General features: G+C 43.0%; 18 protein-coding genes. 13 read left to right on the top strand and 5 right to left on the bottom strand.

Annotated features, from left to right (window positions below):
- Position 1 precedes the first annotated feature (1 nt).
- Positions 2-577, bottom strand: coding sequence for a pentapeptide repeat-containing protein (locus tag FPZ42_RS16565; protein ID WP_146272979.1), 576 nt, complete (start codon positions 575-577; stop codon positions 2-4).
- A 9-nt stretch (positions 578-586) separates the two neighbouring features.
- Positions 587-1,459: an alpha/beta fold hydrolase gene (locus FPZ42_RS16560; protein ID WP_186458803.1), complete on the bottom strand. Its 873-nt coding sequence runs from the start codon at positions 1,457-1,459 to the stop codon at positions 587-589.
- Positions 1,460-1,666: 207 nt separating this feature from the next.
- Here FPZ42_RS16560 and FPZ42_RS16555 point away from each other — a divergent pair, with 207 nt between their 5' ends.
- Both FPZ42_RS16555 and FPZ42_RS16550 read left to right on the top strand, forming a co-directional pair.
- Positions 1,667-3,499 carry a PAS domain-containing sensor histidine kinase gene (locus FPZ42_RS16555; RefSeq protein WP_146272977.1) on the top strand — a complete coding sequence of 611 codons (1,833 nt, stop codon included), beginning with the start codon at positions 1,667-1,669 and terminating at the stop codon, positions 3,497-3,499.
- Positions 3,500-3,560: 61 nt separating this feature from the next.
- The gene (locus FPZ42_RS16550) at positions 3,561-4,784 is read left to right on the top strand and encodes a glycoside hydrolase family 5 protein (RefSeq protein ID WP_146272976.1); all 1,224 of its coding nucleotides are present in this window, start codon (positions 3,561-3,563) and stop codon (positions 4,782-4,784) included.
- A gap of 35 nt (positions 4,785-4,819) precedes the next feature.
- On the opposite strand, the gene FPZ42_RS16545 is transcribed toward FPZ42_RS16550, so the two are convergent.
- On the bottom strand, positions 4,820-5,014 hold the full coding sequence (locus FPZ42_RS16545; RefSeq protein ID WP_146272975.1) for a DUF6358 family protein: 195 nt from the start codon (positions 5,012-5,014) through the stop codon (positions 4,820-4,822).
- A gap of 1 nt (position 5,015) precedes the next feature.
- Positions 5,016-5,330 carry a rhodanese-like domain-containing protein gene (locus FPZ42_RS16540; protein WP_146272974.1) on the bottom strand — a complete coding sequence of 105 codons (315 nt, stop codon included), beginning with the start codon at positions 5,328-5,330 and terminating at the stop codon, positions 5,016-5,018.
- Between the two features lie 121 nt (positions 5,331-5,451).
- Here FPZ42_RS16540 and FPZ42_RS16535 point away from each other — a divergent pair, with 121 nt between their 5' ends.
- From FPZ42_RS16535 to FPZ42_RS16485, 11 genes are all read left to right on the top strand, one after another.
- Positions 5,452-6,570 carry a DUF4407 domain-containing protein gene (locus tag FPZ42_RS16535; RefSeq protein ID WP_146272973.1) on the top strand — a complete coding sequence of 373 codons (1,119 nt, stop codon included), beginning with the start codon at positions 5,452-5,454 and terminating at the stop codon, positions 6,568-6,570.
- Between the two features lie 26 nt (positions 6,571-6,596).
- A complete protein-coding gene (locus FPZ42_RS16530) occupies positions 6,597-6,890 on the top strand; it encodes a nucleotidyltransferase family protein (protein WP_146272972.1) in 294 nt (97 codons plus the stop codon).
- Positions 6,880-7,227, top strand: coding sequence for a HepT-like ribonuclease domain-containing protein (locus FPZ42_RS16525; RefSeq protein ID WP_146272971.1), 348 nt, complete (start codon positions 6,880-6,882; stop codon positions 7,225-7,227). Before FPZ42_RS16530 ends, FPZ42_RS16525 begins: the two co-directional genes overlap by 11 nt.
- 63 nt (positions 7,228-7,290) lie before the next feature.
- Entirely contained in the window at positions 7,291-9,129 is a 1,839-nt protein-coding gene (locus FPZ42_RS16520) for a M61 family metallopeptidase (RefSeq protein WP_146272970.1), read from the top strand.
- A complete protein-coding gene (locus FPZ42_RS16515) occupies positions 9,130-10,425 on the top strand; it encodes a M28 family metallopeptidase (protein ID WP_146272969.1) in 1,296 nt (431 codons plus the stop codon).
- An 80-nt stretch (positions 10,426-10,505) separates the two neighbouring features.
- A complete protein-coding gene (gene ypfJ / locus FPZ42_RS16510) occupies positions 10,506-11,354 on the top strand; it encodes a KPN_02809 family neutral zinc metallopeptidase (protein WP_146272968.1) in 849 nt (282 codons plus the stop codon).
- 45 nt (positions 11,355-11,399) lie between these two features.
- Complete coding sequence (locus FPZ42_RS16505) at positions 11,400-11,735, top strand: tRNA-binding protein (RefSeq protein ID WP_146272967.1); 336 nt, start codon at positions 11,400-11,402, stop codon at positions 11,733-11,735.
- A complete protein-coding gene (locus FPZ42_RS16500; protein WP_146272966.1) occupies positions 11,716-12,111 on the top strand; it encodes an SdpI family protein in 396 nt (131 codons plus the stop codon). Before FPZ42_RS16505 ends, FPZ42_RS16500 begins: the two co-directional genes overlap by 20 nt.
- Positions 12,111-12,590 (top strand): nucleoside deaminase, encoded by a 480-nt coding sequence (locus FPZ42_RS16495; RefSeq protein WP_146272965.1) that lies wholly within the window; start codon positions 12,111-12,113, stop codon positions 12,588-12,590. Before FPZ42_RS16500 ends, FPZ42_RS16495 begins: the two co-directional genes overlap by 1 nt.
- 68 nt (positions 12,591-12,658) lie before the next feature.
- Positions 12,659-12,856 (top strand): hypothetical protein, encoded by a 198-nt coding sequence (locus FPZ42_RS16490; RefSeq protein ID WP_146272964.1) that lies wholly within the window; start codon positions 12,659-12,661, stop codon positions 12,854-12,856.
- 21 nt (positions 12,857-12,877) lie between these two features.
- Positions 12,878-13,060, top strand: coding sequence for a DUF4476 domain-containing protein (locus FPZ42_RS16485; RefSeq protein WP_146272963.1), 183 nt, complete (start codon positions 12,878-12,880; stop codon positions 13,058-13,060).
- A gap of 26 nt (positions 13,061-13,086) precedes the next feature.
- On the opposite strand, the gene FPZ42_RS16480 is transcribed toward FPZ42_RS16485, so the two are convergent.
- Complete coding sequence (locus FPZ42_RS16480; protein ID WP_146272962.1) at positions 13,087-14,460, bottom strand: methyltransferase RsmF C-terminal domain-like protein; 1,374 nt, start codon at positions 14,458-14,460, stop codon at positions 13,087-13,089.
- Positions 14,461-15,406: the final 946 nt, after the last annotated feature.

Below are 15,406 nucleotides of genomic sequence, written 5' to 3'. Positions count from 1 at the left end.
CTTAAATTACCCTTATCCCGTGCCTTGTTAGCAGGTTCTCTAATCCTGTAATGGCAAAAACCGCTTTTTTCAGGGTGTTCAGCTCCGGGTCGATAATAAAATTGTAAGCAGTTGAAAAGTTTACAGACGACAGATCAGTTTTGCTGAAAACGGCATTCTCCAGATCGCAACCGCTGAAAACAGAACCTGTTAATATAGCGTCGGTGAAACTTACTTCTTTAACAGATGACTTTTTGAACGAGGTTTTAATCATCTTCTTTCCGGCAAATGAGGCATAATCCAGCGTGCAATTCTCAAAGCCAACGCTAAATAAAAAGTCATCGCATTTGCTGAAATTAACCCCCATTAGCTTACACCCTTTAAATGATACATCATTTAGAGTTGCACCTTCCAGCTTGACCATTGATAGATTGCAATCTTCAAACCGGCAATCCAGAAAACGACAACGCATCAAATTTGCCTCACTCAGGTCGCAATTTTTAAACGTGCAACTTTGAAACTCAATGCGGTTATAACTATTACCTGCAAGGTTAAGCTTTTCAAATATCTCGTCTTCGTAAACCAGTTTATTAATCATATTCAGATTTTAAGAGATATCGAGGGCGGCTTTGATCTCCACTATAACGTCTTCGATCACAGCTGGCAGCTTTATTATCCGCTCATGGCCTGCTCCGCTAAAATTTTTGGTGCGGATAGACGGATGGGCACTTAGAAAATTTTGCAGATAGGTGTTCGGCAACATCATGTCAGCATCGTCATAAGCCAGCCAATGGTTTAGCGATGCATCGAACCGGTAAAGATCGGGCATGTTATAGTACGAAGGATAAATGCCGTACTGTTTTTTAAAATCATCAAGAAAAGCTTGTTGGTCAGCTGTAGGTACGCCAACCGCAGTCATGTTTTTGATAAAGTTCTCCTGTAACAAAATAAATGGCGCAATGCTTACCAATAATTTTGGTTGTATGGCAAGTTCGTGCAACCCAACAACATTAGCCATAGCACCAAACGAATGACCGATTACCACATCCGGGGTGCCAGTCTCTAAGATAACAGACTTAACCGCTCCAACAAAAAGCAGCAAATTAGATAAGTCGCCGTCAGAGCTACCATTTGCCGGCGCGTCAAAAGCTATTATTTCCGTGTTTGGCAATTCAAGCAATGCATTTATGAGTTCAGTAAAGTCGGCTGCTTTTGATCCCCAGCCATGGCTTAGTAGTATTTTGTTTTTACCGCTGCCCCATTTAAACCCTTTAATATTTAGCGTTATGTTGGTAAAGTAAGGGTCATCAACAGTTACAACAAATTTTTGAGCCTTATCAAGAAGTTGCTGCTGATGTAATCTTAGCGGTATCTTGGGCGGGTAGCATATAAATTGCCAAAGCAACGGAGTCAGATCTTCGAGTTCCGGATCGTCTATATTAGCCTTGAGGTCTGCTACAATCTGCTTAAATCTTTTCATGGCGGGTAAAGCTAAATAAATCCCACCTAAAAGTAACGAGTAAGCGTAGCGCCTTTTAGCCATGCAGACCAGTAAATTATTGGCAGATAATTGTAGATGGTTAATCTTATATTTATATTTTAGCGTTTCCGGTACCTAAAAATTTTATCCCGATCCCCGTTCCCTGTAAATCGAAGTAAGCCATAATTATTTCCCCGATCACATCAGATGCAAAATTTTGACATTCTCTTTTATCAGTCGCATAACCCTATGTGGGTTTTTGATATCATAACCCTGGAGATACTGGAGGTGAATTATGCGGCGGTAGCAGCTTACGGTTACAGCAAGCAGGAGTTTCTGTCGAAAACCATATCAGACCTTCGCCCGGCAGAGGATGTTGAAAAGGTTAAGCTTCTGGTTGCTGAAATTCGGACTTGCAAAACTTACCTGCGGGAATTTAGGCACAAAAATAAGGCGGGCCATGTTTTTCACGTGGAGGTGATGTCATACCCAATAGATTTTGAAGGCAGAGAGGCGCGGTTGGTGGTCACTCAAAACATACAGGATAAAAAGGAGATAGCAGGCCGACTGGAAATTACTCAAAGCAAACTTAACCGCATGCTTGAGACCACCAGCATTGGTTTTTTTCAGGTAGATAAACAGTCTGTAATTACTTATTGGAACAATGCTGCGGAGCAAATGATAGGGTACGACCGTAAGTATCTGCTTGGAAAAAATTTGTGGGAGGTATTTCCTGAGGCAATTGACACCAACTTTTATATTAAATACCAGGAGGCTGTTGCAAACAGAGAGAATACGGAGTTTGAATCGTATTTTTGGCCACTCCAAAAATGGTTTGCTATCATCATTTATTTAATGGAGGATGAACTGGTAATCCATTTTAGAGATATTACCGAGACCAAAATATATGAGGAGCAGTTGCTCGATAAGATAGAACAGCTAAAGGAGATATCTTACCTTAATTCGCACTACATACGCAAGCCGGTTGCCAGCTTGCTTGGTCTAAGCAGCCTTATCAATCAAAACCTGGTGAAAGGTAAAGAGTATAAAACAGTTGCTGCCCAAATATTAGAATGCAGCCAGGAACTGGATGCCGTTATCAAGCGCATTAATAATAAGGTTAACGATGAGATATCTACAAGTATCCGCGATGAGATACAAAATTTCTCGTTGGATAAGCTTTTAGAGGAAATAGTTATTGAGGCATCTACATTTCATCCAAGCCACCAGGTACTACTTAAAAATAACACCGAGGTACTGCTTTACGGCAACAAAAACAGTATAAATACAGCACTGCACAGGCTTATTGACAATGCTGTAAAATTTTCTCCTGATGTAAACGTAGTTGAAGTTTACCTGGATGTTGTACAGCATAATGCCATTTTATCTGTAAGAGATTTTGGCATTGGCATGGATAAGCAGTTTCTCAACCGCATCTTCATCAGCTTTAACGATAAAAAGGTGGCCGGCGAATTGGGAAGCGGGCTATCTAAAGTTTTAAACGTTGCCCATAAGCATAACGGCGATGTGTGGGTTGAAAGCCAGCCGGGTGTTGGGTCTACTTTCAACATGCGCTTACCAATGTCAAACATCGCTGTTTTTAAACAAGCAGGCACTACAGATTTTACATATTACGAAGCGCCGGGCTTAGAGATAAGTGATCTGCACGATGGGCAAATAGTGGTAGCTAACTGGCAGGGTTTCCACACCACGCATACTGCTAAGACAGGTTGCTTGCGGATACTTTCAAAATTAACTGAGAATAAGTCAAAATTGATACTTAATGATAGCTCTGGCGTTGCCGGCACCTGGAACGATGCGGTAGAGTGGGTGTCAACTACCTTTTTCCCGATGCTGCGGGATAGTGGCGTAACGCATGTTGCCTGGGTGTACTCCATAAGTACTTTCAGTCGCCTCTCAACGGATTCTACTATGGCAAACTTGCAAGATATTGACATCAATATACGAACATTTGAGCGCACCGAAGATGCGGAGAAATGGCTTGCAGAGATATCCGTTGCAACGAAAATATCAGGTTAAATTTTGTATTATTGGGTTTACCAATTAATAGCCGCTTACCTTCGACTTATCCTTACCACTTATGAAAAAGTTACTGATCACGCTGTTATTTGTCGCGGTTTGCATTAGCGCCGGTGCGCAAAAATTTATCAGTACAAAAGGAAAAAATATCATTGGGCCTGATGGCAAGCCATTTTTGATCCGCGGAACCAACCTGGGTAACTGGCTGGTGCCGGAGGGTTACATGTTTAAGTTTAAAAAGGTAAATTCTCAAAGACTGATCAATGAAGCTTTGACGGAATTGGTTGGTCCCGAAGAAATGAAACTTTTTTGGAAGGCCTTCCAGGATAATTACATCACCGAAGCCGATATCCAGTTTCTGAAAGCTTCCGGCATCAACTCAATACGCATCCCCTTCAACTATAAGCTGTTTACCTACGAAGATTATATGGGCCAGAACAACCCAAACCGGGGTTTTGAGCTGTTAGACCGCGTTGTAGGCTGGTGCAAAAACGCTAACCTTTATGTGATACTGGATATGCACTGTGCACCTGGCGGCCAAACAGGCGACAATATCGACGATGGAAACGGTTATCCCTTCTTGTTTACCAGCCCCGCAAGCAGAAAGTTGACTGCGGATATATGGCGAAAAATAGCGAATCATTACAAGAACGAAACCACCATTATGGGTTACGACTTGCTAAATGAGCCTATCGCACACTACTTTGATGTGGCGAAGATAAACCCGCATCTGGAGCCAACTTATAAGCAGATAACAGCAGCAGTACGTTCTGTAGATAAGAACCACATTGTTTTTATTGGTGGTGCACAATGGGACAGCAATTTTAAAGTGTTCGGGCGTCCATTCGATAGCAAAAGCGTTTACACCTTCCACAAATACTGGACGGATGTGAAACAGGACGTTATTCAAGAATATATCGACTATAGGGATAAGTATAATGTGCCTATTTACGTTGGCGAAACCGGCGAAAACACTGATCAATGGGTTCATGATTTCAGGTTACTTTGCGAAAAGAACAACATTGGCTGGCATTACTGGCCATACAAAAAGGCCGATAATGAGAAAGGCTTTATGAGCTTTAAGGCACCCGAGGGTTACGACGAGATAATAGAATATACTGAGAAGCCACGCGGCAGTTTTGAGGAGATCCGCAAAGCTGCACCTGCAGACAGGGAAAAGATCAGGAAAGTGCTTTGGGCATTCTTAGAAAGCAGCAAGTTTACTAACTGCATCCCCCAGAAAGGTTACATACAAGCGCTGGGCTTAAAAGTGCCGGCCAAATAAAAAAGGAAGGGCCTCAATTTGAGGCCCTTCCTTTTTTATTTCTTCTGATTGTTTTGTAATGCTCTTACTTCTTTTATCAACTTTATTTTGGCTATGATGAACAACGCGCCTAACATCAGGAAGCTTGTCAACCAGATCCACCTGCTGTTTTGAAGCGAAGTGTAGGCACCCGCCGCGCAAACAAATATCACAATGTTGTAAAAGATGTTTAAGAATAACTTGGAGCGCATATTAGTACACGTTAAGTTCTGGGTCTATCTCTGCTTTCCAGGCTAAAATGCCGCCTTGCAGGTTGTAAAGGTTGGTGTAACCCTGTTGCTCTAATTGCATGATAGCTGCAGCGCTGCGTTTACCGCTACGGCACATTACCACAACCGGTTTATCATGCGATATTTTGTCGGTCTCAATTAAAATGCCGCCAAGGGGTATCAGTTGGCCACCAATATTTGAGGTTTCGTACTCAAAATCTTCGCGTACGTCAATCAGTTGAAAATCTTCACCCTTATCTAATTTCTCCTTTAGTTCTTGTGCGGTTATCTCTTTCATTTTAAATAGAATTATGGCTTCAAAGGTAGGATTTTCTGTACCAAATAATTATAAGCGTTTTGTAACAATCACTACCTAAGCGCGTTTTAATGTAAACGCATTATTTTACCCTTATAGTTTAATGAAAAAAATAACCAGGTTTTTTTGGTTCTGTTCAGGTGCACACGTGGACACGCTGAGGAAATACCCTATAGAACATAATAAGTATGTTGGCATTGGTGCTACCATATTCTTCACGGCAGTTTTTGCTGCGCTATCCGGCGGGTACGCTATGTACTTTGTTTTTAGTGGAAGTGCCTTCGCCGTAGGCTTTGCCATATTGTTCGGGGTGCTTTGGGGCACTGCCATCTTTAATATGGACCGATACATCGTATCAAGCATCAATAAAGAGGGTAGTACCAATCAACAAATTTTACAGGCTACCCCGCGTATACTTTTAGCGATCATGATAGGTTTGGTGATCTCTCGCCCCTTAGAGCTAAAGATATTTGACAAAGAAATCCGCGAAAAGCTGAAAACAGCCTATTTGAAAGGACAACATACAAAAATTGATAGCCTGCAACGTACTTACAACCAAAAATATGCCCAGGAGCTTGGTAAAGAGAAAGATCTTAAAAAGGAGAAAGATTCTCTGGAGCGCGACATCAACCGCTCACGTTACGAACTTAACCAGGAGGTGTTTGGTGACAAAACCAATCAAACCTCAGGCATAATGGGGTATGGCACTTATGCCAAGCGAAAGGAAGAGGTACTTAAAGAAAAGCAGGACCGCTTGAAATCTGTTACTGACAACCTGGGCCAAAACGAGGATTACCTGAGTAGGCGCAAGGATTTTGAGGGTGTTACGTCAACGCGATTGTTTACCGATAAACAGTTGGATAGCCTGGCAAACGTGGCCGGCTTTGCAGACCGTAACTGGGCGTTGGGACAATTGTCTTATAATGTTGACGGCTCTCGCGATCTGGATACTTATATGGCGATGTCTTTCATCGGCTACCTTTTCATCTTGTTCGAGTGTTTGCCCGTGTTTGTAAAGTTGATGTCGCCCAAAGGGCCTTATGATACGGCTATAGCTAAGATCGCTGAAGCAAATATCCACGCCGCTGAACGTGATAAGGAACGTGATATTAATGTTACTGATAAAACTTACGACCACAACCTGGACGTAGATATTGGCCGGCGAAAGCAGATCATTAGCAACCAATCGGAATTTGACCTAAGCAGGCATAGCTACGATTGATAGATTAATAATTGTTATATTTGATTATGCAGTTAACGCCTGGCGATATAAATACCGTTAAAAAGTATTTTGCTGATAAACCTGTTGTAAAGGCTTATCTGTTCGGGTCGTATTCCCGTAATGAGGCGGATGAAAATAGCGACATAGATATATTAGTCGATCTGGATTATTCGCATCACATAGGATTGGGCTTCTTTCAAATGCAGGAAGATTTGAAGTCTATTCTTAAGAAAAATATCGATCTCGTATCATCTAATGGCGTATCATCCCATATCATGCCTTTTATCGATAAAGAAAAGCAACTCATCTATGAGAGGTAAAATTGGAGATCGTCAAAGATTATTGCATATTATTGATGCTATCACCGAAATAGATAGTTATACCGCAAATATCGATCTGCAATTATTCCTTCAAAATTCAATGATGCGTTTCGCTTGTATAAAACAGATAGAGATAATTGGTGAGGCCGCAAACTATATTTCAGCTGAAACAAAGGCTCTTTTTTCAGATATAGAGTGGCGACAGATAACTGGTATGCGCCACATTCTTGTACATGAGTATTTCGGGGTTGATTTTCATTTAATATGGCAAGTGATCATACAAGACCTGCCCGAGCTTAAGCAGAAAATAAATGATGTTTTAAATAGCCTTTCGTAATAATAATGATATGAAAAGTTAGCTGATAATATGCTAACTTCATCGCCTTATTACCGACCTCACATGAAGAAAATAATTACCCTAACGGCGGCGGCGTTGTGCAGTTTTGGCGCGTTTGCACAATCAGGCAATACCAAGCCTATCTTTTACAGCATGTCGTTCCCCAATGCCATCCACCACGAGGCAGAAGTTACCATGACCATTCCTGATGCACCTGCTGGCAAGCTCAAAGTAAGAATGAGCCGCTCATCACCGGGCCGTTACGCAACGCATGAATTTGGTAAGAATATCTATAACGTTAAAGCTACTGATGTTAGCGGCAAGCCGTTAATCATTACACAGATAGAGGGTGATGTTTATGAGATTGCAGAACACCCAGATGCAGTGAAGGTAAGCTATACCTTATTTGGTAACCACGCTGATGGAACGTATGTGGGTATTGATGCCAGTCATGCTCACCTTAATATGCCTGCCGCATTTATGTGGGTATTGGGGATGGACAAGCGCCCTGTTAAATTTGAATTTAACGACCTGGATAAATATGGCTGGAAGGTTGCTACGCAGTTAAAACACGAAGGTGACAATGTATATAGCGCCCCTGATCTGCAATACATGATGGATAGCCCTACAGAACTGGCCAACGTAAAAGTGAGTACATGGGACGTGGTTAACACCAACGGCAAAAAGCAGAAAATGGCTGTTGCGGTTCACTCTGATGATGACCAGGCAACCGTTGATAATTTTACCAAGATGGTACAAAAGGTGGTACTCGAAGAAAAGGCCGTTTTTGGCGAGCAGCCCGATTATGATTACGGCAGCTATACCTTTTTGGATGATGTGCATCCAAATAACTTTGGCGATGGTATGGAGCACCGTAACTCAACATGCATTGTTGACAGGGCTCCAAAAATTGCCGGTAACGAAGGTGATCTGTTAGGCACTTTCTCACACGAGTTTTTCCATAGCTGGAATGTTGAGCGTATTCGCCCAAAATCATTAGAGCCATTTAATTTTGAGCATGCCAACATGAGCAGCGAGCTTTGGTTTGCCGAAGGCTTTACGCAATACTACGGCGAAATGTTATTGGTAAGGGCGGGTTTCAACTCTGTAGACGACTATACTTTTACCATGGCTGGGCTCATCAATTCAGTATTGGCTAATCCGGCTCCTGCTAAATATCCGCCAACGCAAATGAGCCGCGATGCGGTGTTTGTTGATGCGGGCGTGGCTGTTGATGCTACCAATTACACTAATATGTTCACCAGCTATTACGTGTATGGCGGTGCAACTGCCCTTGCACTCGATCTGCGTTTGCGCAGCGAGTTTAAGCTCACACTTGATGATTACATGCGCCAGGTTTGGTTAGCTTACGGCAAAACCGGCAAGCCGTACACTATTCCTGATCTGCAGAATACCTTAGCCAAACTAACTAATGCCAAGTTTGCCAAATCATTTTTTGACGATTACATATACGGCGTTAAAAAGAATGATTACACAGAACTGTTAGCTAAAGCGGGCTTTATAATGCAAAAGGCTATGCCGGACAAAGGCTGGATGGGCCGCGTATCTGCAAGGCCGGCAAATGGTGGTTTGTTAATTATTGGCTCAACGGCATCTAACTCTCCGTTATACAAAGCCGGGTTAGATGGCGACGATGTTATCATGAAGATAGATGGCAAAGAGGCTAAAGAAACATCGGCACTGGCAGATGCGGTTAAGGATAAAAAGCCGGGAGATAAAGTAGTGATCAATTACCATAACCGCCTTGGCGACCATGAAGCTAACGTTGTTTTAGAAGAAAGCCCTGCCTACCAAGTAATAACATTTGAAAAAGCAGGTAAAGAACTTAGCCAGCAGCAGAAAGATTTTCGTGCGGCATGGCTATCATCAAAAGTGAAATAAATGAAGAGTAAACTATTTATAGCTGCGGCAGCTTTGCTTGTAGCCCCCGTTGCCGGCTTTTGCCAGGACGTTAATAAGATGATCGTACAAACCGATGTTGAGCGTGTTATAAAAACGCTTAGCGCCGATGACATGCAGGGCCGCGGTACATTTACGCCGGGTATTGAAAAGGCTGCCAATTTTGTTGAGGGTGAATTTAAAGCTGCAGGTTTAAAGCCTATGGAAGGTAACCAGGGCTATAGGCAAACTTTTTATCAAACACGCATTAAGCCGGTAAATCCAAAAGTGATATTTGATGGTGTAGCTATCCCTGATGAAAAGGTAGCGGTGAACACCAACATGGCATTTAACTGGAAAAGTGATACCACTGTAAAGGTTACTAAACTTACTGATGAAGCTAACTTTAGGAAGCAGCTGGGTACTGCAATGCGTAGCGGCAAAAAGCTTTTGATCATATTTGACGCATCACTGGCAGATGTTTTTAAAAGGGTGCGAGACAGGGCTGTTAAAGGCATGATAAGTGATGGTACGTCATCACAGCAGATAGTTTACGTTTTAGGCGCGAGCGAGCCCAAATCTTTTGACGCAAGCTGTGAGGTAAGTAAAGAAAACTTATCTCTGAGCAATATCGTGGGTGTAATACCGGGCAAAACCAAACCTAACGAATATGTGGTCTTTGGCGGACATTATGATCACCTGGGTATAATCAAACCTATGCAAGGGGATAGCATTGCCAATGGCGCCGATGATGATGCATCTGGCACAACAGCGGTAATTGAACTGGCGAAGTACTATAAGAAGCTTAATAACAATCAACGTACGCTCATCTTTGTGACATTTACAGCAGAGGAGATCGGTGGTTTTGGATCAAGGTATTTTGCCACCAAGGTTAATCCGGATCAGGTGATTGCTTTGTTCAATATCGAAATGATAGGCAAAGCATCTAAATTTGGTGAGAATTCTGCTTTTATTACCGGTTTTGAGAGGTCTGATTTTGGCCCTATCCTGCAGCGTAACCTTGAGGGTACGGCATTTAAATTCTATCCCGATCCATATCCTGAACAAAACCTGTTCTATCGCAGCGATAATGCTTCACTTGCAGCAGTAGGTGTGCCTGCGCATACCATCTCAACAGATCAGATCCCAACGGATAAGTTGTATCATACTGTGAAAGATGAATTTGGTTCACTTGATGTGACTAACATCACGGCAACTATACGTGCAATTGCGTTAAGCTCGCGCAGTATCGTATCGGGTAAAGATACACCAACGCGTATCCCTAAACTTGAAAATTGATCATCAGCAAACATACTGTTACCGAAGCCCAAACAAACGTTTGGGCTTCGGCGTTTATCAGCAAATAAAAACGATAAACTATGCAATGGTTTGGCAGGCGCGAAAGCAGTAACACCGAAGATGGCAGCGCAAGCGGCGGCAGGGGCTTTGCCCTTGGCGGTGGTGTAATAGGCATTATTGCCGCAGCAATATATTACTTTACAGGTATTGATCCATCGGCTGTGCTTAACGGCGTAAATCAGCAAGGTGGCCAGCAGGGTAACAACAAAGAAGTTGTTGCCGATACTAAAGAGAAAAAATTTGCCAAGGTGGTATTTGCAGATACAGAAGACGTTTGGAACAAACTTTTTCAGCAGAATGGCCGTATCTACCAGGAGCCCGTATTGCATTTTTACCAGGAAGCGGTGAGCACCGCATGTGGTACTGCCGGTGCCGAAGTCGGTCCGTTCTATTGCCCGGGCGACCAGAAGATTTACCTCGATCTTTCGTTTTTCAAAGAACTGTCAGATAAGTTTGGTGCTGCGGGTGATTTTGCCCAGGCTTACGTAATAGCGCATGAGGTTGGTCATCATGTGCAGTATCTGTTAGGTGTATCGCAAAAAATGGATGAGGCAAGGCAGCGCTTAAGTAAAGAAGAATACAACAAACTTTCTGTAAAGCTTGAGCTACAGGCCGATTTTTACGCAGGTGTATGGGCATATTATGAGAAGAACGTAAAGAACGTGCTTGACCCAGGCGACATTGAAGAAGCCCTTAATGCCGCACACCAGATCGGCGACGACCGATTACAAAAGGAATTTCAGGGCGAGGTGCATCCGGATAGCTTTACCCATGGTACCAGTGCCCAGCGGATGTATTGGTTTAAAAAAGGCTTTGAAACCGGCGACCCTAAACAAGGAAATACTTTTGCCGCTGCCGATCTGGAGTAACGTTTAAAGGTTTGAAATTAAGCGCAAGGTTTTACCTTTGCTTACATGGACATAATCAACTGGAACGATTTTGAAAAGGTAGAGCTACGCGTAGGGACAATAGTGGAAGTTGCAGACTTCCCCGAAGCACGCAAGCCCGCTTACAAAGTAAAAGTTGATTTCGGCGAGTTGGGCACTAAGCAAAGCAGCGCACAGATAACCAAACACTATACTAAGGATGAGTTGGTAGGTCGGCAGATACTTGGCGTGGTCAACTTTCCTAAAAAACAGATCGCCAACTTTATGTCGGAGTTTTTGGTGACCGGCCTTGCTGATGAAAATGGCGATATTGTGCTGGCTGCGGTAGATAAACCTGTACCCAATGGCAGCAAACTTATCTGATACAGCATTAGCCAACTGGTTGATAGGTCCGCAATTGGTAGGTGCTATTTTTATTTTAGCGGCTTTAATTCAAAAGCAATTTCCTCCAAAAAAAATCAATAGCTTGTATGGCTACCGCACACCGCTATCCATGAAGAACCAACAAAACTGGGACGAAGGTAACAGGTACTCAGCCAAGCTAATGTTAAAGCTGGGATTTTTCCTGCTCGTTGTGGGATTGATATTAACACCACTGATCTCATTAATTCCGATGGGTTTAGATGCGCAGATGCTCATCAAAACAGGTTTAATAGTAGCCGGTGCCATGGGCTCGGTTGTGATATTATTAACCTCTACCGAACGACATTTAGAAAAAACAACAGATACAAAAGCGTAATGCGATACTTTAATTTCGGCGACGACGAACAGCCTGCCATATCTCCCGATGAGTTTTTTATGAACGAGGCCCTTAAAGAGGCCCGCCAGGCATTGGCCGAGGATGAGATACCTATCGGCGCAGTGGTGGTATGCAAAGGCAAGATCATTGGCAGGGGCCATAACCTCACAGAGCGATTGAACGACGTATCTGCCCATGCCGAAATGCAGGCCCTAACCGCTGCCGCCAACTACATGGGCGGCAAATACCTGCCCGAGTGTACACTTTATGTAACTCTCGAGCCTTGCGTAATGTGCGCTGGAGCCAGTTATTGGTTCCAGATCGGGCGCATTGTATTTGGTGCCTACGACACCCGCATGGGCTTCGGCCGACTAAACCAAAGCATTACCCACCCCAAAACCCTCATCACCTCCGGCATCCACGAGAATGAATGCTCGCAACTGATCAAAGATTTTTTTAAGGGGAAGAGAGGCAGGTAGAAAGAAGGTCGATTGATTGATTCACCGTTTCGAATTTCTTGCTATCTTCAACCATTTAATCACCCCGCATGAAAAAACTTTTCACCCTTATCCTTTTAGCTTTAGCCACTGCAACCTTAAACGCATCTGCTGTTAAACCCGCCCCGACTTCTTTCATCCAGAAAACAAAACATCCTGAAAAAGCCATGGAGGCATCAGAAGCTAAAGCTATACTGCGCGAGATGCAGCAGCAAAGTACAGATGCGGATAAAATGAATGTACTTTAAGCCGGTGTTAAGGATAAAGGTATCACCATCGATCAATTGCTTACACTGCTTAACCAGTTCAATACGGACGATTCAAAGATTGAGGCTGCAAAGTTTGCTTTTCCTTATACAACTAACTATAAATCGTTCCTGCGTATTTGCGATATTTTTTCGCGTGAGGAGTACAAGGATGCGTTGGAGGATTTCTACAAGAAGAATAAATAGTAAAGAGTGTCTTTTTTCTTTAATCCTTACTCCGGTTTTTGCGAAAATATTCTTATCTCCTTCGGATAATAATTATTTACACGATTAGGTAGTAATTTGGCCCATCCCAGCGCGAGACCTTCATAACTCATCAGGCTCCAGCCTTTGCCGTTTGGGGTAATATCTATGTTGTCGCGGCGCAGGTATTGTATGGCCTGGTCTTTGGTTAAGTCGGTAACCAAAACCGCATCTTTATTAATAACATTACTTAGCGCCAGTTCATGGTCGGGTATCAGATCATTGCCGGCAAGTTTGCCAATACGCACGCCCGATTTTTTGATATACAGGTGCCTGTGCAATGCGTTCAGGCTTTCCTTATGCTCGCGGTTAATGGCCAGCCAGTCATCATTCACCTTAAAAAGGTAAAAATCATCAGCGTTGCAAATATACGTTTTCACAATGTCCAGCTCTTTAGCCGGCAGTTTCTGTTGCGCGTTGCTTTTGTAGTTGCTTTGTCCGCTGTTCTCGCGCTTGCGCAGGCAGGCCGCAAACAAACCTTCGCCTTTTACCTTACCGGGGTAAAAACGGTAACCCCAGGCCTTAGCCCCGGCCGACTGACTTTCAACCACACCCCAATCATCTTGTAAAGGTATCCTTATGCTTTCCATATCAAAAGCACTGCACAGCCAATCCAAAATATCCTCGTTTTCCTGGTGCGAGTAAGAGCAGGTACTATATATAAGGTAACCATCTTCGGCAAGTGCCGGGTAAATATCAGCCAGTATCCGCTCCTGGCGATGGTGGCAAAGTTTAACGTTGGCTTCGCTCCACTCGTTCATGGCATCAGGGTCTTTACGAAACATGCCCGATCCCGAACATGGCGCATCAACCAGCACAACATCAAAAAAATCCTTCAGTGGGGCAAAGTCGCGTGGATCGTTATTGGTGACAATGGTGTTTGATGTTCCCCAGCGGTTAAGGTTATCCATCAATATAGGGACACGCGTTTTGATGATCTCGTTCGCAACCAGCAGATCGGTATTTTGCAGGGCCGAATTAAGCAAGGTGCTTTTGCCACCCGGCGCTGCGCAAAGGTCTAAAACACGCAGCGGGTCGGTATCGCTATCCCTTATACTATATAATATATGGCTGATGAACATTGATGATGCTTCCTGAACATAGTACGCACCTGCATGAAACAATGGGTCGAACGTGAAAGAAGGTCGCTCATTCAGATAAAAACCCTCAGCACACCATGGCACTTGTGTATCTGTTTTTATGTTCGATGCTTTGAAAGGATTAAGCCGGATGGATGTTGGTGAGCTTTCTGATGCGTGTGCATTGATGAAATTCTCTTTATTGAAGCCCGGTTCTGATGTCAGACTATCTAAAAACCTATCCGGAAAAGTGTGATTTGCCATATATATGACCAAAAGTACAGAAAATTCAAAGGGCTTTATGGTCTGTTTATCTCATGCCGAGGAATAAAAAAGCCGCTTTCACGCATTTTTGAGTGGATTTTTGATCAATGGTGAATGTACTTTTATTGTAAATATGGTATAAAGGTACTGTTAAGCAGGCTTGTTACTTATTGTATTTTAACGAGTTATGTTGCAATCGAAATTATTTGAAATTTTCTTTGGAGGCAAGAACTATTTCGGCGTACATTTGTATCCCGTCCAAAACGAAGGACGGTTGTTTTTTGAAGACTAAGGCAAATAAAAAGATTTTAAATAAAGTGATTATTTCACTTGACATATAAACTTAATTTGCTACCTTTGCAGCCCGCAATAACGAGAGGGAAGGCGGTTGTTTTTTGAAGGTAATGGATGTAAAGAGGGTACAAGATAAGCTTTAAAAAAAGTTGAAAATAGTACTTGACACGAATGGTAAAAAGTTCGCATCTTTGCAGCCCGCGAAAGAGGGAAAAGAACCTTGAGTAGGGTTGAAAAACGGAGCAAAAATTATTTTTAAATAATATTTGCGAAAGAGAAAAAAGGTTGTACCTTTGCAGCCGCTTCGGAAACGAAGGAAAACTAAGAAAGGAGAAAGCCACAAGGGTTTTCTAAGAATAAAAGATTGAGATGTTGAGGCCGCAACGGCTGAAGATATAGAAAGCGGATCCGTGAGGTGAAGCGAGAAGTTCTTAAAGGTAATAGAAAAGATAAAGAATGCAGCGTAACAGCGGAAGAACGAACCCAAGGTTTCGGAAGCTGAGATGAAAGTAGATAGGGATAATGTAATAGAATAATATTTTTACAGATTTCTATTGATTGAGTTAATAGGGTCTGGATACAAACAACACATTTTACAATGGAGAGTTTGATCCTGGCTCAGGATGAACGCTAGCGGCAGGCCTAATACATG

Source organism: Mucilaginibacter achroorhodeus (genome assembly GCF_007846095.1).
Lineage (GTDB): Bacteria > Bacteroidota > Bacteroidia > Sphingobacteriales > Sphingobacteriaceae > Mucilaginibacter > Mucilaginibacter achroorhodeus.
The sequence above is the reverse complement of the archived record's forward strand: the minus strand, read 5'-3'. Positions and strand labels throughout refer to the sequence as shown.

Excerpts from the sequence above, each read along its gene's own strand:
- FPZ42_RS16565 (WP_146272979.1), bottom strand. The coding sequence starts at position 577 with ATGATTAATAAACTGGTTTACGAAGACGAGATATTTGAAAAGCTTAAC.
- FPZ42_RS16560 (WP_186458803.1), bottom strand. The coding sequence starts at position 1,459 with ATGAAAAGATTTAAGCAGATTGTAGCAGACCTCAAGGCTAATATAGAC.
- FPZ42_RS16555 (WP_146272977.1), top strand. The coding sequence starts at position 1,667 with ATGCAAAATTTTGACATTCTCTTTTATCAGTCGCATAACCCTATGTGG.
- FPZ42_RS16550 (WP_146272976.1), top strand. The coding sequence starts at position 3,561 with ATGAAAAAGTTACTGATCACGCTGTTATTTGTCGCGGTTTGCATTAGC.
- FPZ42_RS16545 (WP_146272975.1), bottom strand. The coding sequence starts at position 5,014 with ATGCGCTCCAAGTTATTCTTAAACATCTTTTACAACATTGTGATATTT.
- FPZ42_RS16540 (WP_146272974.1), bottom strand. The coding sequence starts at position 5,330 with ATGAAAGAGATAACCGCACAAGAACTAAAGGAGAAATTAGATAAGGGT.
- FPZ42_RS16535 (WP_146272973.1), top strand. The coding sequence starts at position 5,452 with ATGAAAAAAATAACCAGGTTTTTTTGGTTCTGTTCAGGTGCACACGTG.
- FPZ42_RS16530 (WP_146272972.1), top strand. The coding sequence starts at position 6,597 with ATGCAGTTAACGCCTGGCGATATAAATACCGTTAAAAAGTATTTTGCT.
- FPZ42_RS16525 (WP_146272971.1), top strand. The coding sequence starts at position 6,880 with ATGAGAGGTAAAATTGGAGATCGTCAAAGATTATTGCATATTATTGAT.
- FPZ42_RS16520 (WP_146272970.1), top strand. The coding sequence starts at position 7,291 with ATGAAGAAAATAATTACCCTAACGGCGGCGGCGTTGTGCAGTTTTGGC.
- FPZ42_RS16515 (WP_146272969.1), top strand. The coding sequence starts at position 9,130 with ATGAAGAGTAAACTATTTATAGCTGCGGCAGCTTTGCTTGTAGCCCCC.
- ypfJ (WP_146272968.1), top strand. The coding sequence starts at position 10,506 with ATGCAATGGTTTGGCAGGCGCGAAAGCAGTAACACCGAAGATGGCAGC.
- FPZ42_RS16505 (WP_146272967.1), top strand. The coding sequence starts at position 11,400 with ATGGACATAATCAACTGGAACGATTTTGAAAAGGTAGAGCTACGCGTA.
- FPZ42_RS16500 (WP_146272966.1), top strand. The coding sequence starts at position 11,716 with ATGGCAGCAAACTTATCTGATACAGCATTAGCCAACTGGTTGATAGGT.
- FPZ42_RS16495 (WP_146272965.1), top strand. The coding sequence starts at position 12,111 with ATGCGATACTTTAATTTCGGCGACGACGAACAGCCTGCCATATCTCCC.
- FPZ42_RS16490 (WP_146272964.1), top strand. The coding sequence starts at position 12,659 with ATGAAAAAACTTTTCACCCTTATCCTTTTAGCTTTAGCCACTGCAACC.
- FPZ42_RS16480 (WP_146272962.1), bottom strand. The coding sequence starts at position 14,460 with ATGGCAAATCACACTTTTCCGGATAGGTTTTTAGATAGTCTGACATCA.